Annotated in this window: 21 protein-coding genes; 12 read left to right on the forward strand and 9 right to left on the reverse strand. The window is 68.0% G+C overall.

What is annotated here, in order from left to right:
- Positions 1-178 precede the first annotated feature (178 nt).
- A complete protein-coding gene (locus tag ACWEQQ_RS07755) occupies positions 179-895 on the reverse strand; it encodes a type 1 glutamine amidotransferase domain-containing protein (RefSeq protein ID WP_452347648.1) in 717 nt (238 codons plus the stop codon).
- A 620-nt stretch (positions 896-1,515) separates the two neighbouring features.
- Between ACWEQQ_RS07755 and ACWEQQ_RS07760 the strand changes: the two genes are divergently transcribed.
- On the forward strand, positions 1,516-2,865 hold the full coding sequence (locus tag ACWEQQ_RS07760) for a hypothetical protein (protein WP_452347649.1): 1,350 nt from the start codon (positions 1,516-1,518) through the stop codon (positions 2,863-2,865).
- Between the two features lie 2 nt (positions 2,866-2,867).
- Here ACWEQQ_RS07760 and ACWEQQ_RS07765 read toward each other — a convergent pair whose 3' ends face one another.
- Positions 2,868-3,635, reverse strand: coding sequence for a hypothetical protein (locus tag ACWEQQ_RS07765; protein WP_452338837.1), 768 nt, complete (start codon positions 3,633-3,635; stop codon positions 2,868-2,870).
- A 409-nt stretch (positions 3,636-4,044) separates the two neighbouring features.
- Between ACWEQQ_RS07765 and ACWEQQ_RS07770 the strand changes: the two genes are divergently transcribed.
- The 4 genes from ACWEQQ_RS07770 to ACWEQQ_RS07785 all read left to right on the forward strand — a co-directional run bounded on the left by ACWEQQ_RS07770 (position 4,045) and on the right by ACWEQQ_RS07785 (position 9,215).
- Positions 4,045-4,458, forward strand: coding sequence for a pyridoxamine 5'-phosphate oxidase family protein (locus tag ACWEQQ_RS07770; protein WP_354849802.1), 414 nt, complete (start codon positions 4,045-4,047; stop codon positions 4,456-4,458).
- Positions 4,459-4,620: 162 nt separating this feature from the next.
- On the forward strand, positions 4,621-6,024 hold the full coding sequence (locus tag ACWEQQ_RS07775) for an amino acid permease (RefSeq protein WP_452347650.1): 1,404 nt from the start codon (positions 4,621-4,623) through the stop codon (positions 6,022-6,024).
- 207 nt (positions 6,025-6,231) lie between these two features.
- Positions 6,232-7,764 carry an LCP family protein gene (locus ACWEQQ_RS07780; protein ID WP_452347651.1) on the forward strand — a complete coding sequence of 511 codons (1,533 nt, stop codon included), beginning with the start codon at positions 6,232-6,234 and terminating at the stop codon, positions 7,762-7,764.
- A 71-nt stretch (positions 7,765-7,835) separates the two neighbouring features.
- Entirely contained in the window at positions 7,836-9,215 is a 1,380-nt protein-coding gene (locus ACWEQQ_RS07785; protein ID WP_452347652.1) for a hydroxysqualene dehydroxylase, read from the forward strand.
- On the opposite strand, the gene ACWEQQ_RS07790 is transcribed toward ACWEQQ_RS07785, so the two are convergent.
- The gene (locus ACWEQQ_RS07790) at positions 9,216-9,842 is read right to left on the reverse strand and encodes a TetR/AcrR family transcriptional regulator (protein WP_452347653.1); all 627 of its coding nucleotides are present in this window, start codon (positions 9,840-9,842) and stop codon (positions 9,216-9,218) included.
- 98 nt (positions 9,843-9,940) lie between these two features.
- Between ACWEQQ_RS07790 and ACWEQQ_RS07795 the strand changes: the two genes are divergently transcribed.
- Entirely contained in the window at positions 9,941-10,981 is a 1,041-nt protein-coding gene (locus tag ACWEQQ_RS07795; protein WP_452347654.1) for an oxygenase MpaB family protein, read from the forward strand.
- Between the two features lie 4 nt (positions 10,982-10,985).
- Positions 10,986-12,326, forward strand: coding sequence for an oxygenase MpaB family protein (locus ACWEQQ_RS07800; protein ID WP_452347655.1), 1,341 nt, complete (start codon positions 10,986-10,988; stop codon positions 12,324-12,326).
- Positions 12,327-12,330: 4 nt separating this feature from the next.
- On the opposite strand, the gene ACWEQQ_RS07805 is transcribed toward ACWEQQ_RS07800, so the two are convergent.
- The 3 genes from ACWEQQ_RS07805 to ACWEQQ_RS07815 form a co-directional block, all read right to left on the reverse strand.
- Positions 12,331-12,681, reverse strand: a complete 351-nt coding sequence (locus tag ACWEQQ_RS07805; RefSeq protein ID WP_452338830.1) for a hypothetical protein — start codon at positions 12,679-12,681, stop codon at positions 12,331-12,333.
- Between the two features lie 410 nt (positions 12,682-13,091).
- Positions 13,092-13,733, reverse strand: coding sequence for a LysE family translocator (locus tag ACWEQQ_RS07810; RefSeq protein WP_452347656.1), 642 nt, complete (start codon positions 13,731-13,733; stop codon positions 13,092-13,094).
- A 276-nt stretch (positions 13,734-14,009) separates the two neighbouring features.
- Complete coding sequence (locus tag ACWEQQ_RS07815; RefSeq protein WP_452347657.1) at positions 14,010-14,786, reverse strand: SDR family oxidoreductase; 777 nt, start codon at positions 14,784-14,786, stop codon at positions 14,010-14,012.
- Between the two features lie 59 nt (positions 14,787-14,845).
- Between ACWEQQ_RS07815 and ACWEQQ_RS07820 the strand changes: the two genes are divergently transcribed.
- Positions 14,846-15,205: a winged helix-turn-helix transcriptional regulator gene (locus ACWEQQ_RS07820; RefSeq protein WP_452347658.1), complete on the forward strand. Its 360-nt coding sequence runs from the start codon at positions 14,846-14,848 to the stop codon at positions 15,203-15,205.
- A 7-nt stretch (positions 15,206-15,212) separates the two neighbouring features.
- Positions 15,213-15,917, forward strand: a complete 705-nt coding sequence (locus tag ACWEQQ_RS07825; RefSeq protein WP_452347659.1) for a polysaccharide deacetylase family protein — start codon at positions 15,213-15,215, stop codon at positions 15,915-15,917.
- 3 nt (positions 15,918-15,920) lie between these two features.
- On the opposite strand, the gene ACWEQQ_RS07830 is transcribed toward ACWEQQ_RS07825, so the two are convergent.
- Positions 15,921-17,927: an APC family permease gene (locus tag ACWEQQ_RS07830; protein ID WP_452338825.1), complete on the reverse strand. Its 2,007-nt coding sequence runs from the start codon at positions 17,925-17,927 to the stop codon at positions 15,921-15,923.
- Positions 17,928-18,101: 174 nt separating this feature from the next.
- On the opposite strand from ACWEQQ_RS07830, the gene ACWEQQ_RS07835 reads away from it, so the two are divergent.
- Complete coding sequence (locus tag ACWEQQ_RS07835) at positions 18,102-18,878, forward strand: GntR family transcriptional regulator (RefSeq protein WP_452347660.1); 777 nt, start codon at positions 18,102-18,104, stop codon at positions 18,876-18,878.
- 79 nt (positions 18,879-18,957) lie between these two features.
- Here the strand turns inward: ACWEQQ_RS07835 and ACWEQQ_RS07840 are convergent, their stop codons facing one another.
- On the reverse strand, positions 18,958-19,251 hold the full coding sequence (locus ACWEQQ_RS07840; RefSeq protein ID WP_379384865.1) for a hypothetical protein: 294 nt from the start codon (positions 19,249-19,251) through the stop codon (positions 18,958-18,960).
- A 135-nt stretch (positions 19,252-19,386) separates the two neighbouring features.
- Entirely contained in the window at positions 19,387-19,578 is a 192-nt protein-coding gene (locus ACWEQQ_RS07845) for a hypothetical protein (RefSeq protein ID WP_452338823.1), read from the reverse strand.
- Between the two features lie 495 nt (positions 19,579-20,073).
- On the opposite strand from ACWEQQ_RS07845, the gene ACWEQQ_RS07850 reads away from it, so the two are divergent.
- Together ACWEQQ_RS07850 and ACWEQQ_RS07855 are read left to right on the forward strand one after the other, a co-directional pair.
- Positions 20,074-20,304, forward strand: a complete 231-nt coding sequence (locus tag ACWEQQ_RS07850; RefSeq protein WP_357002634.1) for a DUF397 domain-containing protein — start codon at positions 20,074-20,076, stop codon at positions 20,302-20,304.
- Positions 20,305-20,390: 86 nt separating this feature from the next.
- Positions 20,391-21,278, forward strand: a complete 888-nt coding sequence (locus ACWEQQ_RS07855) for a helix-turn-helix domain-containing protein (RefSeq protein ID WP_452338822.1) — start codon at positions 20,391-20,393, stop codon at positions 21,276-21,278.
- The last annotated feature ends 17 nt before the right edge of the window (positions 21,279-21,295 follow it).

Here is a 21,295-nt window from a genome sequence, read left to right on the forward strand (position 1 = left end):
CGACGTTAACCGCGAATGTTAGCAGTGTCAACACTGAGATCTGGGAATTCCGGCCGATCTCGGCGCGGCCGATCGGCGCCCGTGTTCCATGACGGGACGACTCTCGGCCGTGCCACGCTCAACGGCGTGCCACGGCCGAAATCACTTCGGGGGCAACGGGTATCGGCCCGTCATGAGCTCATCTCGAGGACTGCGTCGCACCGATGTCGGCGACGAGTCGCTGTGCCAGATCGGCCGAAGACTGCGGATTCTGGCCCGTGTACAGATTCCCGTCGACCACGACGTACGGCCGCAGCGGCAGCCTCGCCTTGGCGTAGTCGACGCCCAGTTCCTTCAGTTTGTCTTCGAGCAGCCACGGGGCCTTCTGGGCGAACCGGTTGAGCAACTCCTCCCGGTTGGACAACCCGGTCATCCGGCGGCCGGCGAAGGGCGATGTTCCGTCCGGCGCGGTCGCGGCCAGGATGGCCGCGGGGGCATGGCACAGCAGCGCGAGCGGGCGGCCGGATGTCAGCCGATGACTCAGCAGCGCACCCGAGGTCTTGTCGTAGGCGAGATCCTCCATCGGGCCGTGCCCGCCCGGGTAGAACACCAGGTCGAAGTCGTCCGCATCGACGGCATCGAGGGGTTCCGGCGTGGCCAGGACATCCGCGATGCTGTCGAGGTAGCGCTCCACCTCACGGCGCTTCCATGGCATCCCGCCGGCGATTCCGATGCTGAGCCGATCGAGCGTCGGAGCCTTGCCGCCCGGCGTCGCGACGGTGATGTCCCATCCGGCCTCGCTGAAGGTCCGGTGCGGAACTGCCACCTCCTCCGCCCAGTACCCCGACGGATGTGGCGTTCCGTCGTTCAATGTCCACCGGTCAGCGGCAGTGATAACGAACAGCACCTTCGTCACGCTCGTTCCTCCTGATGCGTTGTTCTGCAGACGGATAGGGCACCGGCGGCCGCGGTGGGACGAGATCGGTAGAGCATCGATCAACTCGACGCGCACCGCGGAAGCGACGAATGCCGCCACCTAATGTATTCACCGCTTACATTAGCGGCAACGTTGCCTGCCGTCAATGGTGTTGACAGCGCTCACATGGCAGTTCAGCGCCATGTTGTCACTGAATACCTTCCTGAAACAGGGAGACGACCGTCGTCTCGGACACCGCTTGACCGGAGACCTGATGGCTTGGGCCGCAGAGCAACTCGCTACCCCGGCCTGCCACCCCATGCGGAATTGGGTATGAGGTATTCGTCGCGGAGGTGGGTCGGGCGAGCGCTGCTTCCGCACCTGTGATCGCCCCGTGCGACTGGGTACGCATGTCACTTCCCGAACTCGGAGAATTCGCATCCTAGATGCGGGGAATGCGAGTCGTCTCGATTCCGTGAACCATGGGATGGATCGCATATCTGATCGACCGCATGCGCTGACGTGATGCCGGGGCGATCGCTACCATCGCGGGAGGGCACCACATCGCCGATGCCATCGAGTGCGGGATCGACCAGCGCAGGACCGAGGCGGAAATTCTCATGGAGGCCGCTGAATCCGATCGCCCACTGGGCGAGAGCGAACGCGAGGAGCTCACGCGGTTGCGGGAACTCGCGGCGCATCGCGATGCTCCCGGTACCGGCGACCCGGCCGGTGCGCGGACCGGGCGCGAACATCGCGGCGCACTGCGCTGGACGGCCACGGTCGTGCTGCTGGCCCTCGTCGCCGTCCTGGCCATCGGCTCGGTACTCGCGCGATTCGCCCACGGCGAAGTGCTCGACACCGACCGTTACGTCCGGATCGTCACGCCGCTGGGGGCCGATCCGGCGCTGCAGAGCGAGCTGGCCGACCGGATCACCGACGCGATCATGGATCGTGTCGACGTCGAGGCCATCACAGCCCAGGCGCTGGCGGCGATCACCGAGAACAACCCTCGGGTGCCCGCCGCGTTTGTCGGGGTCGCCCCGCTGGTCGGCAAGCAGGCGCGAGACTTCGTGCGGGACACGGCGACGTCCGTCCTCGCGTCGGATGAGTTCGAAGCCCTGTGGATTCAGGCGAACCGGCAGGCGCACACGGGCATTGCCGCTGTTCTCACCGGCCATGCCCATGCGGCAGTCGGCATGAGCGAGGACGGCACCGTGAGCGTGTCGCTCGGGCCGATCATCGACAGGGTGCGGACCGTGCTGACCGAAGAAGGCTTCACCTTCGTCGAGCAGGTGCCGGCCATCGATCGGTCCTTGGTGCTGTTCCGTTCGCCGGAACTGGTCAAGGCGCAGTGGTGGGTGTCGTTCCTGGACCGGGCCGACCGGGTGGCGCCGTGGCTCACCGTGCTCCTGGCGGCCTGCGCCGTCTGGGTCGCGCCGAAAGGCGCACGCCGGCAAGCGTTTTCCTGGGTGGGGGTGGCGCTGGCGCTGGCCATGGCGGCACTGGCGGTAGCCATCGGCATCGCACGATCGGCGTACCTGGACGCGGTGCCCGCCGAGGTGATGACCCCGCCAGCGGCCGCGACGGTGATCGATGCCTTTCTCGTGCCATTGCGGACCACTGTGCGCGCGGTGTTCACGGCCGCCGTGGTGATCGCGCTCGCCGGCTTCCTCAGCGGGCCCTCGAGATCCGCGGTCGCGGTGCGAGAAGGCTACAACCGGGCCCTCGCCGCGGTGCGGTCACGGCGAGACGGCCGCGATCCACAGGCGATCGAATCCGCCGTGGGCCGGTTTCGCCGCCCGCTCCTGGGCGGCATCATCGCCGTCGCGGTGATCGCCCTCGTCTTCTGGCGGTATCCGACGGGGCTGGTCGTCATCGGGACAGTGCTCGTCACCATCGCCGCTCTGCTCGCCGTGGAACTGGTGGCCGGACCGAGGCCCGTTCGACGCGACCGAGCCCACCGCTGAGCTCACGCGCCGGTCGCCGGGGCCCGGTGCCGCAGATAATGCCCGACGGCTGTGTCGTCCGATGCGACGGCCTTGACGATCGCTGCCGCACCCACGATCACCACCGACATCACGAAAAGCCAACTGACAGAGGTGAAAGCGAGCCCCCACGGCCCGAAGTGCCGCTGGGCTTGCGCCGTTATGCGTGGCAGCACGATACGAGCGACCACGTGCACCGCGGTCAGCCCGACCGCGGTCAGCACGCCGGTCGTCCAGAGCACCCGCCCGGTCAGCGCGCCCTTGGTGAGCAGGAACGGCGCGAACGCCCACACCAGGGTCCACACCGCGACCTCACCGAGCAGCGCGAGCGGCTGCCCCGCCACCCGAATCTGGGTCAGATCACGGGTCTGCTCGACGAGCGCGGTCGACAACGCCACCGCGAGCAGCGCGGTCAACCACCGCCAGGCATCCCGCGGCCCCATCGACGGCACCCGCCACACCGCCCCGTAGACACGGCCGAGGGCCCGAGCGAACGAGGTGCCACTGAGGATGATCATCAGCAGCCCGACCACACCGAACGCGGTCAGTGACCGATCCGATGACGTGGCCGCATCCCCGGCGTGCAAGACGGCGGGGTCGAAGCCGAACTGATCGCGAATGGTGTCGGTGGTCGGTTGCCAGCCGCTGAACGCCGACGCGGCGATGATCACCGGAAGCACCGAGGTGAAGATCTGCGCTGCCAACGCCAGTGCTCGATCGACGAGCTCGATCTCGACGAGGGTTCCGGCCACGCGCCATGCTGTCCGGCCGACAGGTGTGGCGCGTAACCAGCGGATAGCGGCCCCGGCGCGCGCCGCGGATGCTCGCAGAGCCGCCGATGGCCGGGATTTCACGGAACGCGCGATGGGCCGATGGGCGACTGCCGCACGGGCGAGGTCATGAATACCTCCCTCAGCTCGACTTTCGACCGGTGATCCGAGACTCCGATCCATCAAACCAAGAACCGGTGTCCGTGCCGCCGCTCTGCGAGCAGCGAGTCCGCATCGGCGTGTGCACCGGCGAGCGCGCTTCCGCCGCCGCGCCGGCACGGTGCCGCCGGTTCGCTGGCGCGGTGCCGGGGCAGCGGCGATGCTGGGAGCGAACCATGAGATGCGGCAAGGCAATTGGCGTAATCGCAAGCGATCGACCACAATTGACGGAATGGGTGGCGTTGGGGCACGAAAGCTACGCGAGCTCTCGGCCGCCGAGTCACTGAAACGGCTGGCCGGCGCGCAATTCGGGCGAATTGTGTACTCGCGCCGTGGACTTCCGATCATCCGGCCGGTCAATCACATCGTCGAAGAGGATGTGGTGGTGGTGCGGGCACAGCTGGGCGCCAGCCTGCTGCGGGGTGACGGCCAGGTGGTGGCGTACGAGGCCGACTCGTTCGACGAGCACACCCGGCAGGGCTGGAGCGTGATCGTCACCGGGGTCGCACGGGTGGTGATGGATCCCGAGCAGGTGCAGCGCTACGAGACGCTGCTCGACCCCTGGATCAACCTGCCGATGGACCATGTCATCCGCATCGAGGCCGAGGTCGTCACCGGCCTCGAGCTGATCGACGAGGGCAGCTGACCGCAGGCCACGTGCGGCGGCGACTGTGACCTCGGATACCACTCCGGTAGCGTGACACGCCGTTGGACCGAGCCCGGCAAACCGCCGGCAGACTCGGCGCGGCCGGTGGCTCCCGATCACGAACGGCGGGTTCCGGCCGCACGCACGCGAGAGGAACCGCATTTGACAGCCTCGGAAAGGCAGCTACCGGACATCGGTACCGCACGCACGGACGACGAGGGGTATTCCCGCGGCCTGTCGCCGCGCACCATTCAGATGATCGCCATCGGCGGCGCGATCGGCACCGGCCTGTTCTACGGCGCGGGCGGCGCGATCCAGAAGGCCGGCCCGGCGCTCATCCTCTGCTATCTGGCCGCCGGCCTGGCCATCTTCGTGATCATGCGGGCCCTGGGCGAACTGCTCACCTACCGGCCCGTCACCGGCAGCTTCGCCGAATACGCCAACGAGTTCCTGGGCCGCTTCGCGGGTTTCGCCACCGGCTGGACCTACTGGGCGGTCTGGGTGGCCACCTGCATGGCCGAGATCACCGTGGCCGGCAAGTACGTGCAGTACTGGTTCGACATCCCGCAGTGGGTGACCGCGCTGGTGGTGCTGGGCATCATGTTCATCGCCAACCTGGTGTCGGTGCGGCTGTTCGGCGAGGGCGAATTCTGGTTCTCCGCCATCAAGGTGACCGCCATCGTGGCCATGATCGTGATCGGCGTCGGCGTGCTGATCTTCCACTTCGGCCACGCCACCAACCCGACCGTCACCAACCTCTGGAACGACGGCGGCGTGTTCCCCAACGGCTTCGGGCAGGCGCTGCTGGCCCTGCAGATCGTGGTATTCGCCTACGTCGGTGTCGAACTGGTGGGTGTCACCGCTGGTGAGGCGCGTGACCCCAAGCGCACGCTGCGCAAGGCGATCAACAGCCTGCCGCTGCGCATCGGCCTGTTCTACGTCGGCGCGCTCGTGGTCATCATGTCGGTGTCGAGCTGGCGCACCTTCCACGCGGGCCGCAGCCCGTTCGTGGAGGTCTTCGAGCAGATCGGTATCCCGGGCGCGGCCGGCATCATCAATTTCGTGCTGCTGACCGCGGCGCTGTCGTCCTGCAACTCCGGCATCTACTCGACCGGCCGCATGCTGCGCAGCCTGTCGCAGCGCGCGGAGGCCCCGGCCGCCCTGGGCTCGCTGAGCGGCCGGTCGGTGCCCGCGGCCGGTATCGCGGTCTCGGCGGCGGTCATGGTGATCGGCGTGGCGGTGAACTATTTCTCGCCCGACAAGGCCTTCGGCTACATCACGTCGGTGTCCACCATGGGCATCATCTTCGTGTGGGGCGTGATCCTGGTCTGCCACCTGCTCTACCGCCGCCGCGTGAAGCAGGGTGCGCTGCCGGGCAGCGACTACCGCCTGCCGGGCGCACCCGTCACCACGGTGCTCGCCCTGGCCTTCCTGGCCCTGGTCGTCGTCCTGCTGTTCTTCACCGAGGACGGCCGCAGCGCCCTCGTGGTCGGCCTGGTCTGGGGCGTCCTGGTCTGCGTCGGCTGCCCCCTGCTTTCCCGCAAGCATTCGGCGAGCGCTGTTTAACAGCTAGTCTCGATGGGCATGACGCATGCTCGAGATCGTCGGGGGAGGCAATCGGCGGCGTACGACCCCGCCACGGTGCCGCTACGCCCGACGAGACCCAGCAGGTCGACGAGACCCAGCCGGTCCAGACGCCGCCCGCCCGCCGCCCGCCGCCCTCGTGAACGCCCCGAGCGAACACGCCGGGCGCTGGCGGCCGGGCGGGTGGCAATGGCCCTGCTGGCGGTCGCGGTGCTGACCGCCACCGGCGCGGCCTGGCGCAGATACCATCAGGAATTGAGCGGGCTGACCATCGCCGGTGTCACTCCGGACGGCCCCAAATCCAGCGGCAAGACCCAGAACATCCTCGTGATGGGCCTGGACAGCCGCCTCGACGAGCACGGCAATCCACTGCCCCAGGACATGTACGACGCGCTGCACGCGGGGGACGACAGCGAGGGCGGCTTCAATGCGAATGTGCTGATCCTGGTGCACATTCCGGGCGACGGCTCCAAATCCACCGCCATCTCCATTCCCCGCGACGACTACGTCACCCTCGATCCCGCGTCCTGCGCCACCTCCCCGTGTAAGGGAAAGATCAAGCAGGCGTACGGATTCGCCTACGCGCGGGCCAAGGACAAACTCACCGCCGCCGGGGTCAAGGATCCACTGGAACTCGATCAGAAGTCCCGCGACGCGGGCCGCCTCGCCGAGAGCAACACGGTCGGCAAGTTCCTCGGCAATGTGCCCGTCGACCATTTCGTCGAGATCACCCTGGCCGCCTTCTTCCAGATCGCCGAGGCCGAACAGCCGATCACCGTCTGCCTCAACGAGGACACCTCCGACGGCTACTCGGGCGCCAACTTCAAGAAGGGCAAGCAGCAGATCGACGCGGCGCAGGCCATGGCCTTCGTGCGCCAGCGTCGCGACCCGGATCAACCGCTGTTCACCGACCTGGACCGCACCCGCCGCCAGCAGGCCTTCATCGTGTCCCTGGCCCGGCAGCTGCAGGACGGCGGCACCCTCAGCAGTCCCGGCAAGCTGCGCGCGCTGCTGGATATCGCCAAGCAGAACACCGCCATCGACAGCGGCCTGGACCCACTGTCGTTCGCGCAGCGCGCCTCCGCGCTGCTCGACGACGGGCTGTCGCTGTACACGCTGCCGGTCAAGGACTTCGGCACCGACGACGCGGGGGAGTCGATCAATATCGTGGATTCGGACGAGATCAAGGGCATCGTGCGAAACCTGCTGTCCCCGGGCGATTCCGGCAGCACCACGACCACCACGCCGGCGCCCGCCACCACCGCCATCCCGGATGCCACCGGCATCGTGCTGAACGTCGTCAACAGCTCCGGTGAGAACGGCCTCGCCGCCAAGGTCGAACAGGCCCTGGCCACACGGGGTTTCACGCAGGGCGCCGCGACCACCGGCGCGGCCCGCGACAGCACCACGCTCACCTACGGCGCGGGCGCCGAATCCGCCGCCACCGCCCTCGCGGCCCAACTCGGACTCACCGCCACCGGTTCGGCGGCGGTGGAAGCCCAGGCCGTCCAGCTCACCCTCGGTAGCGACGCCCGCAGCGGACCCCTCGCGAATGTGCCGGTCGACCAGACCGATCCGACCACCTCGGCCACCCGTACCAGGACCCCGGCCACGTCCACCACCCCGCCCGTTCCGGTCTCGGCCACCGCCCCCGGTGCCAACGCGCCCGAGGCCACCGACCTGTCGCAGATGGATACCGGCGGCATTCCCTGTGTGAGGTAACCGAATTCGCGCATGCCCCGGGCACGGCGGGCGTAGCTTTCTTGGTGCAGGCTATGGTTCGAGGGGCGAACATGAACGATCCGCGGCGCTACGTGGTCATCGGCGGGGGACTGGCAGGATTGGCGTCGGCGGTGTGGCTGGCCGAAGCCGGGAAGCAGGTCACCCTCCTGGAACGGCGCGGACGCCTCGGCGGCCGCACTCACGCGCTGGAGGTCGCGCCGCTGCGCGACATCCCCGACAACGGCCAGCACGTGATCGCCAGCGGCTACTGGCATCTGTTCCGATACCTGACCAGCGTCGGCACCCGCCAGTACGTGGCCTTCCCGCAGCAGGGCGTCCTGCGCTGGCCCGGCGGGCGCACCGCGATCATGGGCACCACCGGTTTTCCCGCACTGCGGGCCCTGTTCGGTGCGCATCCCGACGCGAGCACCGGCGACCGGCTGCGCGCGGCCACGGCCACCCTGCGGATGGGGTGGCAGTGCCTGCGTCAGCCCGGCGATCTGGCCGACCTCACCACCGACCAGTGGTTCCGGCGGCTCGGCATGCCCGCCACCGCGCGGGAGGCACTGTGGGATTGGCTGGCGCTGGGCATCGCCGCCGAACCGGTGCGGCAGGAGTCGGCCAAGGTGTTCGCCGACGTGCTGGCCACCGGAATCCGGCTGGGCGTCAGGCATTTGCGGCCCGTCAGCATCGGCTACCCCACCACCGACCTCGACACCCTGCTCGTCTCCGGCGCGCAGCGGGTGTTCGACCGGCACGGGGTACAGGTGCGACACCGGGCGGTGGCCCGGCGCATTCGCATCGAGGACGGCGCGGTGACCGGTGTGGTGCTGGCCGGCGGCGAGGTCCAGCCCGCCGACGCCGTGGTGTGCGCGGTGCCCAACTCCTACATCGGCGGCCTGCTCGACGAGCTACCCGAGCACGACCGGATCTATTCGGCCGCCGACAAACTCGGCTACACCCCGATCGTCAGCACCAACCTGTACCTGGACCGCCCACTCGGCACGCAGGCCGCCATGGAGGCGCTCATCGGCGGGGCGGGGGTCGTCGACGAGGTGTTCGACCGGCAGCGCATGCACGGGCGCGGCACCCTCGACGGCTGGCTGTACTGCCTGACCACCAGCGGTGCCTACGAGCAGATCCACAAGCCGCACCACGCGGTGGTGGACGAGCAGATGGCGCTGCTGCGGCGCTACTATCCCGGCGCCGCGGACGCGAAAGTCGTGCACGCACAGGTGGTTCCGATGCCGCGGGCCACGTTCTCGCAGGTGGTCGGGACCGATGGGCTGCGGCCGGGGCAGCGCACCTCGGTGCCGACGCTGGTGCTGGCGGGGGATTGGACCCGAACCGACTGGTCGGCAACGATGGAGAGTGCCGCCCAGAGCGCGGCGCAGGCCGTGGATCTGCCGCTGGCCCTGCCTGCCGCCCGCCCTGTCGACCAAACGGTTTGATCACTCGCGTTCTGCTCGCGCCGGCGGCTCCCGGAAGAAGTTCAGGATCAGCCGCGTGATGTCGGCCAGGAACCGCTCACGGGGAATGGGCGGAGCATCGAGCAGGTAGCGGATGGTCAGATGCTCGACCGTGCGCACCAGCATCCAGGCCGCGGCATCGGCGTCCACCTCGGCCGCAATCGGACACGGCCGCAGGGACAGCGCCACCCGGGCCAGCTCACCGATCTGCTGCTCGAACGCCACCACCGGCCCGTCCGCACCCAGCCGCGGCGTCTGCTCGACGACTGCGCGCAGCAGCTCGCGATCATTGCCCAGGGCATCCATCAGATACGAAATGGTCTCCGGCACCGACACTTCCGGCGGTCTGCCGATATTCGACAGCACCCGCGCTCGGACCCGCTCGGCCACGTCGCGGGTGTAGCGCTCGATCACCGCCGCCACCACCGCGTCCTTGTTCGGGAAGTACTGATACAGCGAGCCCGGGCTGATATTCGCCGCCGCGGCAATCCGATTGGTGGAGGCGCCGTCGTAGCCGTGGGTGATCAGCACCTGCTGCCCGGCATCGACAATGCGGGCCACCATGGCGCGTGAGCGTTCCTGCTGCGGGGTGCGGCGCGGTGGTGGCACGGGCGATTTCGGGGTGTGGCGCTTCGATGGCATGGCGTTCGGGGCGAGATTCGGAATGCGAATTGAATGCGAGTGAATAGTCGTGTCAGCGTGGAAACATGGTGTCACACAGTGCGGTGTCGGACCAGGGCAAGGAACCGGCGCATCCTCTTCGACGAGATCCGTTGCCGCTCGGGCCGGAAACGCTGACCTGGAAGACCTTCGGGTCGCTGTACTTCCTGCCCAGCGCCCTGTTCGTCGGCATGGTGCAGAACATGCATCCCGGGCTCGGGGCCGGCGTGGAATTCCACTCCGAGATCCACGACGAGTTCTATCAGCGGATCCTGCGCTCGCTGTACCCGATCTACGGGGTGGTGTTCGACGGCGACCACGCCCGCGACACGGCCCGCGAGATCGTCGGGTACCACCGCGACATCAAGGGTGTCGACGCGTGCGGGCGCCGATATCACGCCCTGGATCCCGGCACCTTCTACTGGGCGCACGCGGTGTTCTTCGTCCAGAACCTGCGTGCCGCGGACCTGTTCATGGGCGGGCTGAGCGAGGGCGAGCACGAACAACTCTGGCGCGAGCACTACCGCTGGTACGAGCTGTACGGCATGAGCATGCGGGTGGTGCCGCCGAGCTGGCCCGCGTTCCAACGTTATTGGCGCGACATGTGCCGCGACACCCTGGAACCGACCAAGGCGGCCCGGGATGTCTTCCATCTCGTGGACACCGTGCCGGTGCCGCCGTTCCCGCTGGTGCGGCGGCTGCCGAAACCGCTGTGGGAACACCTGATCCGCCCCGCCGGCGGACAGTTCTACCGGTTCGTCACCATCGGCCTGTGCGATCCGGAGATCCGCCGCACCATGGGGTTCACCTGGACCGCCCGCGACCAGCGCCGCTTCGACCGGCTGTGCCGGACACTGTCGGCCATGAACCGGGTGACCCCCGACTCGGTCAAATACTTCTTCCCCCGCATCCACGCCGCTCGCCGCCGCGTGGCCGGGAAACGTCCCGCGTGGCTGCCGCCGCCCGAAGCACCCGAAATGCTGTGGCCCGCTGCGGGACACCGCGCAGACCCCAAGCACTACTGCCCGGTCCACGCCGACCGCGGCGCCGACTCGATCACCAGATTCCGCCAGCTGACAGGGTTTTGACGCCATGACCGAGGATCTCGAAGCGACACCGACGCATCCCTGCGACTACTACTACCGCCCGGGTCTGCCGCTGCGCCCGCCACCGCCGCGCGCCGTGCCCTCGGAGCTGTGGTTCGAACCGCGAAAGGCCATGCTGGGTCCGTGGATCGACGTGCGCCCCGAGCCCGCCGACACCCCGCGCGCCCGGATGATGGCCGACCATCTGTGGCAGGGCGACGAACCGATGGACGCGCTGGTGGCGGCCTTCCGGCGGCTCGGCTCCGCGGGCGGTCGCCGCATGCTGAACCAGGCGCTCGCCCACGGCATCGACAGCGTCGAGGATCCACTGCCGGAACTCGTGAATCTGTTCGCGCTGCTGGACAATCCACCGGACTGGTACGACCCCGACCTGTGGGAGTACGGCCGCCGGCTCTGGATCAATGTGTCGCTCGCCGGGAAGATGGCGATGGGTGTGCAGGATTTCATGGGCACCTTCGTGGGTGCGGAGGTCGCCTCCGCGGTCGGGCAGACGGGTCGTTTCGTCCGGGATCCCTACCGCCGCAATCTCGAATCCTCGGTCTGGTTCCGCAGCGTCACCGCACCGCGCGCGCTGGAACGCCGCAACCCGATCTTCCACGACACCGTCCGGGTCCGGCTCATGCACGCCCAGGTCCGTGCGATGCTCCGGCGAACCTGGGGCGCTGCGCATTTCGCCGAGCACGGCAATCCCATCTCGAGCGCCACCACCATGGGCGCGGCCGTCACCTTCGGCCTGTCACCCATGTGCTTCGACCATGTGCACGGCCGCCGCTGCACCACCCGCCAACTCGATGCGCTCATGCACTACTGGGCCTACATCGCATACGTCTTCGGCGTCCCCGGCGAACTCATTCCCCGCAGCGCCGCCGAAGGCATGGAACAGGCCGACTACATGGTCGCGACCGCCGGGGTGGCCCCGCAGTGGACGGCCACCATGGCAGGTGCGGCCACCCGCCGCTTCACTTCGGCCACACCGACCAGTCGCCTCCAAATAGTCGCTACCGCACCGCTTCTGGGTGCGCTCGCCTACTACAGCAGCGAACCCCTGGTCCGCACCCTACTGGCGGACACACCTCTGGAATCGGTACCCCTGCGCCCGTTCGCACAGCTGGCGGGCCTGGCCGCCACCACCGGCGTCCGCCTGCGTGCCCTCGACGACCACCTCCCCGGCGCCCGCGCCCGCATGGTCCGCCGCGCCCGCCATATCGACCCCATATGGGACCGCAACACCCGGGTGGCCCGCTACCTCGCCGCCCGCGTCGGCATCCGCGGCACGCCCTTCGACCACCACGACACCTCCGCCGAAGCCACCCGCTGCCCGGTCTGATCACCTAACCTTGCGTCCCGGCAATACTCAGGTACACGACCATGATCGTGAACAGAAACCACGCCGCCCCCTGCCAGATCGGCCACGCCCGCGCCGCCCGCCACGCCCGGAACGCGATCACGAGCGCCCCGATCCCCCCGAACAGCAAAACCCCACCCGGTCCCAGCCCCACCACCACCCGCGAGGTGCCATCACACAGGCTCGACCCGGCATTCAGGCACGCAGGCCGCGCCGCCGCCCAAACCAGCGCGACGACCGCGACAACCGCCGTCCCGCCGAGCACGGCCAGCACATAGGTGGTCGCATGCCGCAACATCGACGGATCATTCCACCGCTTCTCCACGTCGTTCACCATGACCACACCACCTCCGCTCAGCGCCCGATCCGCACCCGCCGATACCCCCCCATGGTCGTCCTGCCCGCCACCCTCTGCCACGCCGAGCACCACCGCGTCGTGCCCCCTGACTTCCACCGGATACCGCACTTGTGCGCACAAGCCTTATCGAATACCGCGCACCCCATTTCCGACCACTCGTTTCGACACGCCCTCGAACACCGAACAGGGAATGCAGCGCTCCGCTCGGCGAGCACTCGATGACGACCCGAAAAGGATCGGCGAGCACGGCAGCCGGGATGCGTTCGACGATGCGGCGGGATTCGTATCGGTGCCGCTGGATTGATTCCACCGCCTGCTGCGTCGGGCTCTTCGTGGCGCCACGAGGTCGTGCCCGAAGCGCCTGCGTCGGAAGGATGCGGAGTCCGTGTTCAGCGGGCGTCGGCGGCGAGGCTCAAGCCCAGGCCGACGAGGATGGCGGCGAGGGTGCGTTCGATGCGGCGGCGGATTCCGGTGCGGCGCAGCCAGGTTCCGGCTCGGTCGGCGGCGAGGACGACGCCGATGCACCAGGTGGTGTCGATGGCCAGCTGGATGACGGCCAGGATCAGGACCGTGGGGAGGACCGCGCCGCTCGCGGGTAGGAATTGGGGGAGGATCGTCAGGCCGAAGACCGCGGCCTTCGGGTTGGCGGCAATGGAGATCAGCGATGCCCGGAAGGCGGAGCCCGGGGTGCGGCCGCCGGGCAGGGCCGAGGTCAGCGCGGCGCCGAAGGCGTCGTCGCCCCGCGATCCGCGCCAGGCCTGGATGCCGAGCCACACCAGCACGACCGCCCCGAGCAGATGGATGCCCACATTGAGCACTCGGTTGGCCACCAGCAGCGCCGACAACCCCGCGCCGCCCGCCAGTGTCCAGCCGAAGATGCCGATCTCATTGCCCGCCACCGCCGCCAGCCCGGCGGCCCGGCCGTCCCGCACCGACCGCTGCAGGAACAGCGCGGTCGCCGGACCCGGCAGCGCAGCCAGAATCAAACAGGCGAGCGTGAAGGCAGGAAGTACTTCGACCCAATGCGGCATCCGTCGATGCTGTCACCGCCGCCCCGGCCCGGCCAGCGAATTGCGCCGCACGAGCCGACTTCGCACCCCAACCGGCGAGTCTCGCCGCGGCACGCCATCATTCGCCCAGTCGGACCCGACCCTCGCCTGCCGCCTGCCGCCTGCCGCCTGCCGCCTGCCGCCTGCCGCCTGCCGCCTGCCATGCTCCAGCGCCCGCCACCTCGTCCCTCCGAACATCCGGCCTGCTGTGCCGCCTCGGGCGCGGGCGGATCGCCACGTCGAGGCGCGGACGAAGAATCAGCCTTGCGCGGTGGCCGGTGCGGTGACCGCCGCGGGGAGGAAGTCCTGGCCGCCGACGTACACCGTGTGGCCGGGTGGGGTGTCGAGGGTGGTGGCGTCGGCGACGGCGGTGGCGAAGTCCTCGACGGTCGGCAGGTCGCCCTGGTCCCGCCGCGCGGTGACAGCATCGGGGTCCCGGCGTTCGAGCAGGCGCACGATGATGGTGCCGTCGATCATGTCTCCCGACACCACGGTGAAATCGATACCGCGGCTGGTGAATTCGCCGGTCATGGCCCGCAGGGCGTCCTCGCCGGCGCGCTTGCTCGCGGCGATGGGCTCGTAGCCGGGCGGGACCTCGCGGGTGGGGGAGAAGTGGGCCTGGTGGCTGGTGACGAAGACGATGCGACCGCCTTCGGGCAGGTGCGGCAGCGCGAGCCGGGTCAGGCGAGTCTGCGCGTCGCGGTTGAGCTGCATGGCGTAGCCGGGGGCGGCGTCGCGTTCCAATCCGCCGGAGGCGTTGAGCACCAGCACATCCAGCCGGCCGAACTCGGCGATCACCACGTCGATGAGGGACCGCGCGCTGTCCGGGTCGGCGATGTCCGCCCCCGCGACCGACGCGCTGCCGCCCGCGGCGGCGATCTCGGCGGCCAGGGTCTCCGCGCGTTTGCGCTTCTCCCGGTAGTTGATCACCACGTGGTCACCGCGGGCGGCCAGCACCCGCGCGGTTTCCGCGCCGATGCCGCGGGAGGACCCGGTGATCAGGACGATGCGCCGCCCGGTACCCATTGTCGCCATCTGCGACCTCCATCCACTGAGTTGCTTCTAATCCAGAAGCATTAGATTGGTACTTCGAAATGAGAAGCGCAAGTCAGCCACACCCCGCCAACAGCCGCGCCGACGCCTCCGCGACCCCGCTACTGGCCGCCATGGACCTGCTCGGCCAGCGCTGGATGCTGCGCGTGATCTGGGAACTCGAGCCCGGCCCGCTCGGCTTCCTGGAACTGCGCCGGCGCATGGGCAACTGCTCGTCGAGCATGCTGTCGGTGCGACTGCAGCGGCTGGTGGAAGCCGGTGTGGTGGACAAGAAGCCCGACAAGTCCTACGAATTGACCACGGCCGGAGTGGAATTGGGCGACGCCCTGGAACGGGTTTGGCGGTGGTCGGAGCGCTGGGCAGGTAGCCTCGAGCGCGCAGGGGGCGAGGACGAGGCGTAGGAACGGGATGAAACGCAGGCTGCTCATCGGCGGCGCGCTCACGCTGGTGCTGCTGGCCCTGATCTCCGTCGGGTTGTACACCGTGATGAACTCACGCACCTACCAGGTGGTCGGCCGCATCGTGCCGCGCGTCGACACCACCGACAAGATCGTCGCCCTCACCCTCGACGACGGCCCCAGCGAGCGCACCCCCGAAATCCTGAAAGTCCTTGCCGACGCGGGCATTCCGGCCACCTTCTACCTCATCGGCGGCGAACTGGCCGCCCATCCCGACCAGGGCCGGGCCATCGCCGCCTCCGGCAACGAGATCGGTAATCACACCTACCACCACCAGCGCATGGTCTTCGTGACCCCCGGCTTCGTCCGTGACGAGGTGGAGCGCACCGACGCCGAGATCGCGAAAACCGGCTACCGGGGCCCGATCACGTTCCGGCCGCCCAACGGCAAGAAGCTCTTCGCCCTGCCCTGGTACCTGTCCCGCCACGATCGCACCACGGTCACCTGGGACGTCGAGCCCGACTCCGGCAAGGCGCCGACCACCGATCAGATCGTGACGGAGACCCTGTCGACGGTGCGCCCGGGCTCGATCATCCTGCTGCACACCATGTATGCGACCGGCGGGCCGTCGCTCGCCGCCATTCCCCGCATCGCCCGGGCGCTGCAGGATCAGGGCTACCGCTTCGTCACGGTCTCCCAGCTGCTCGCGCGCTAGCGTTCAGGCCGCGTCGCCGGATCCGGTGATACCGCGCCGGATCTCACCGGGCGTGTGCTCTTCCCGTGGCATGGCCCGCGCGTGCGAGGAACGCAGCTGCCACGGCACACTGGTCACCATCACCCCCGGCTCGAACAGCAACCGCGCCTTGAGCCGCAGCGAACTCTGGTTGTGCAGCAGGTTCTCCCACCAGCGCCCGACCACGTACTCGGGGATGAACACGCTCACCACGTCGCGTGGCCGTGACTTCCGCTGGCGTTTGATCTCTTCCAGCACCGGCCGGGTGATTTCGCGATACGGCGATTCGATGACCTTCAGCGGAATCCCGACCTGGTAGATCTCCCAGTCCCGGGCGAGGTGGCGGGTGTCGGCGTCGTCCACGTTCACGGTCACCGCGGTCAGGGTGTCGGGCCTGGTGGCGCGCGCGAACTGCACCGCGCGCTGGGTCGCCTTGTGCCAGCCCGACACCAGCACCAGCGCGTGCACCCGCCCCGGCAGCGTCTCCAGATCGTCCCGGTCGATCTCCAGTTCGGCCCGCACCGACGAGTAGTGCCGGTGGATCAGCCACATGATCGCCACCAGCACCGGCATGGCGATGACCACCAGGTAGGCGCCGTGGGTGAATTTGGTGATCATGACGACCACCAGCACCACCCCGGTGAAGCAGGCGCCGAAGGCATTGATGAAGCGCGCCCGGTGGATTCGCAGGCGCTCGGCCCGGCTGTCGACGTTGCGCAGCTCCTTGTTCCAATGCCTGACCATGCCCGTCTGGCACAGTGTGAACGACGTGAACACGCCCATGATGTAGAGCTGGATGAGCCGGGTGGTGGACCCGTCGAAGGCGTAGATGAGCCCACCGGCCACCACCGCCAGCAGAATGATGCCGTTGGAGAAGGCCAGCCGGTCCCCGCGGGTGTGCAGCTGCCGCGGCATGTAGCGCCGCTGCGCCAGGATCGAATTCAGCAGCGGGAAGCCGTTGTAGGCGGTGTTGGCGGCCAGGATCAGGATCAGCGCCGTGGTCACCATCAAGTAATAGAAGGCGATGCTGTGCCCGCCGAACACCGCGGCCGAGATCTGCGCGATGACGGTCTTCTGCGCGTCGGTCCGGCAGTCGCCCTCGAATCCGATGAGATCGCAGGTATTTTCGACCACCCGGGTCTTGGTGATCATGGCCAGCGCCGTGACGCCGGAGAACATGGCGATGGCGATGACGCCCATGGCGGTCATGGTGCGGGCGGCGTTGAGCGCCTTGGGCTTCCGGAACGCGGGCACCCCGTTCGAGATGGCCTCGGCGCCGGTCAGCGCGGTACATCCGGAGGAAAACGCCCGCAGCAGCAGGAACGCTATGCCCGCGGTCGAGAGCCCGACCTGCTCGGCGTGAATCTGATAGTGCGCACTCTCCGCCACCGGCGTGTGCCCGAGCAGTGTCTGGCCCAGCCCCACCACGATGAGCGCGAACACGCCGAGCACGAATCCGTAGGTGGGAAACGCGAAAGCCCGCCCGGATTCCCGGACGCCGCGCAGATTCATCGCGGTCAGGAAAACGATGAATGCGAGATTGACGGCCACCCGGTACGGATTCAGATCCGGAATGGCGGAAATGATGTTGTCCACTCCGGCGGCCACCGATACCGCGACGGTCATGACATAGTCGACCAGCAGCGCCGCCGCCACGACCAGGCCGGGCAGCGCCCCCAGGTTCTCGGCCACCACCTCGTAGGAGCCGCCGCCGGACGGATACGCCTGCACCACCTGCCGATACGACAGCGCCACCACCGCCAGCAGCACCACCACGCCCGCGGCTACCACCGGGGTGAAATGGAGGTAGGCCAGCCCGCCCAGGGTCAGAATGAGCAGGATCTCCTGCGTGGCGTAGGCGACCGACGACAGTGGGTCACTGGCGAAAATGGGCAGCGCGAGCCGTTTGGGCAGCAGGGTCTCCCCGAGCCGATCGCTGCGAAACGGGCGTCCGAGCACGAGTCGTTTGGCTACGTCGATCGGTGAAACCACGCTCGGAGCCTAGGGCGGAAAACCGCATGAATCGGAACCCCATGCCGTATGGATTTCGTAAAGATACTGAACGGTCCGGTGCTTTCTCTTGCGAGTCTCGAGACTTGTGCAGTTGATCGAACAACCACCTAGACTGTCTGGGACGTAGTCCAGGATTTATGGAGAGGTGACACGATGGGAGACCGGACGGTCGTCGCCGACGTTGCCGACGAGTTGGCACGCCGCGTGGCATCCGGGGAGTACGAGCCCGGTGGTCTGATGCCGTCCGTCCGCCAGGTCGCCGACGAATTCGACCTGAATCGTGCGACGGCGCAATTGATTCTGGGCCGCCTCGAATCCTACGGATTCGTGGACGCGTACCGCGGCAAGGGGTTCGTCATCCGGGATGTGCGCGCCGAGGGCGGCGTCGACGTGTACCGCCGGCTGTTCCGGCTGTCCATGCCGGATCCGGAGATCGTGGCCGACATGTTCGGCAATATCGTCGACGAGGAACGCGGCATCGCGCTCGAGGTGCTGCTCGCCTACACCGGCGGCGAGCGCGCCCTCGATCCGGCGGTCCTCAAGGACGAGATCGACGAACTGGAAACCCTTGCGCGCGGCGCGGACCCGGATCCGCACCGCATGCTGAGCATCGAGCTCGGGCTGCTGCGCCGGCTGCTCACCGCGCTCGGGCACACGGTGCAGCGCGCGGTGCTCAACTCCATCGGCGAGATGGTGCTGGAGGTGCCGGAGGCGGTCGAGGCCTACTTCGCGGTCTCGCCGGATCTGCACGTGCTGGTGTGGCGGGCGCTGGTCGCCGTGTGGGAGTCCGACAGCGGGCCGAGTCAGGCGCAGCTGGCGCTGTTCGAGGATCTGTTCGGCATGTACCACCGGAAGGTGGTGGCGCGCTTCGAGGAACTGGTCGGCGCGGCCGGGGCCGAGTCGGCCGGCGAGGTGGCCGCGACGGCCTGAAGGGGCTGGACCGACCCGATCGTGCCCTTTTCAAATCCGACGGGTCGGTTTCGTCTCAGACAACCCCGCTTGGCAGAAATTATTGCCCGATCACGGCGTTCATGATGGTGCCCGCGCTCGTCGCGACAATGCCGCCGATGAGCGCGCCCGCGACCTGCTTGGGCGCCTGCACCCCGCCGCCGCTCCACTTCTCCCAGGCGAAGCGGCCACCCGCGTAGGTGATGGCCAGCACCCCGGAGAGCAGCACGAACCAGGTGAAATACCGGACCAGGCGCAGCAGCTTGTCGGCCACCGGCGGCGTCTCGGGAGTCGGATCGAAGATCTGCGCGTGCTGAAGCTGCGTCAGCAACTCGTGGGCGGCAGTAAGAAACATCGCGGCGCTCTTCCACGTGATGGCATGTCCATCTCCGGGGTACTCGCCGGAGACGGTGCCGCGCAAGGGAAGTCGCGCTCTGATCGGTCATCGGGCATAGACGCGCGAATGCAATAGTGCGCGCGCCCGGCGCACTCAGTCCACGTCGTTGTCCGCGGACAGATACGCTATGGCCGCCAGATACTGCCGGCACGCGAAGTGCTGATCGTGCGCGCGCAGAATAGTGCGGGCCTGACGATAGGTGAGGGTGCGTGGTTCGACCGCACAATCACCGGGACTCTCGTTGCGAGCTGCGACCTCGGTGGAACGGGCGAGCATCTGCGTCATGGGATGCCTCTGGCCGATTAGGGGGTTGATCCACCGAGTTTAGGAGCACGGATCGTGCAGATGCAAGCACATCTGCACGCTCGAATCCGGTGTCTCCCTGGGTGCGACCCGGTTTCCCGCGGATGCGACCCGGTATCTCTGCGGGTGCGAGCCGATGTCGCCACGGGTCTCGAATCCGCTGCCCCCGCAGGATAATCCACTGCCCTCGCAGAATGTCCGCGTCACGTGACTTTTCGGACCCATGGTTCCCGGAGTAATCGGACGAACGGGACCAACTAGCCGGGATTGTCTGAAATCCTTCGCAACTTCGCTTGGCTTTTCGGTAAACCAAGATCAAACCTGTTGTGTTGCAAAGGATGTGCCGCTCCGAGGCATCGATAGCGAGCAATCTGCGTGCTATCGTCGTGCTTGCGGTTGCAACTGTAAGTACACCTGACCGAACATTTGCAAGTACTGGGACCACCGTCTGCGGGCGGTACTGGCAAGGAGTCTGAAATGACGGACATCTCGGCAACCCCGATCGATCGCTCGAACCTGTTGTGGCGCAAGAGCACCTTCAGCAATCCCAGTGGAAACTGCGTGGAGATGGCTCCGATGGCCGATGGGCAAGTGGCCGTGCGCAACTCCCGAGACCCCGAGGGCTCGCTGATCGTGTACACGCGGCCCGAGATCGACGCGTTCCTGCGCGGCGCGAAGAGTGGAGAATTCGACGACCTCGCGCGCTGAGCGGTAGCATTGGCAATCGGCGCGGTGGTTCGCGACAAGCGGTTGTGAGTCCACTGCCGGCAAACCCGAGCATCGGAGTGGACCCCATGATCGCAGAACCCGTTGCCCACGATCGAGCGGATTCCGCTGTCGCCGAACGTGGCCCGACTGCACTGCGTATCGCGGTCGGCAGCCAGCTACGGAAGCTGAGGGAACTCAGCGGTATTACGCGCGAGGCTGCGGGTGACCATATCCGCGGTTCACACGCGAAGATCAGTCGTCTGGAACTGGGGCGGACCGGATTCAAGGAGCGCGATATCCGAGATCTGTTGGCGCTGTACGGCGTTGACGATCCCGGTGAGCGCGAGCAGTTCCTCGAGCTGGTTCGCAAGGCCAATCAGCCGGGATGGTGGCATCGCTACAGCGACCTGCTTCCGCCCTGGTTCGAAACCTATCTCGGCCTCGAGCACGCGGCGAAATCCATTCGTACCTATGAGGGTCAGCTGGTCCCGGGTCTGCTGCAGACCCCGGACTACGCTCGCTCGATCGTCGCCCTCGGACACGATGCGGATGGAGAGCGCCGCGTCTCGCTGCGCCGGCGCCGCCAGGAGCTACTCACCCGCGACGGCGCGCCGAGTTTCTGGGCCGTGCTGGACGAGGCGGTGCTGCACCGCCCGGTCGGCGGTCCCGGCGTGCTGCGCGGCCAGATCGAGCACCTCATCGAGATGTCCCAATTGCCCAATGTGACCATCCAGGTGCTGCCCTACGCGGCGGGTGGCCATGCGGCTGCCGGAAGTTCGTTCACCATGCTCCGCTTCGCCGAGACCGAACTCCCCGACATCGTCTATCTCGAGCAGTTGACCAGCGCGCTGTACCTGGATCGCCGCCAGGATCTGGAGCTCTACCGTCAGGTCATGGATCAGCTCAGCGTGCAGGCGGAGCCGCCGGAGCGCTCCCGCAAAGAGCTGGCGCGGATTGCTGCGGAGCTCGACTGAGCTCCGGGCTGGTCCCC

It is taken from the genome of Nocardia sp. NPDC004123 (assembly GCF_053603795.1).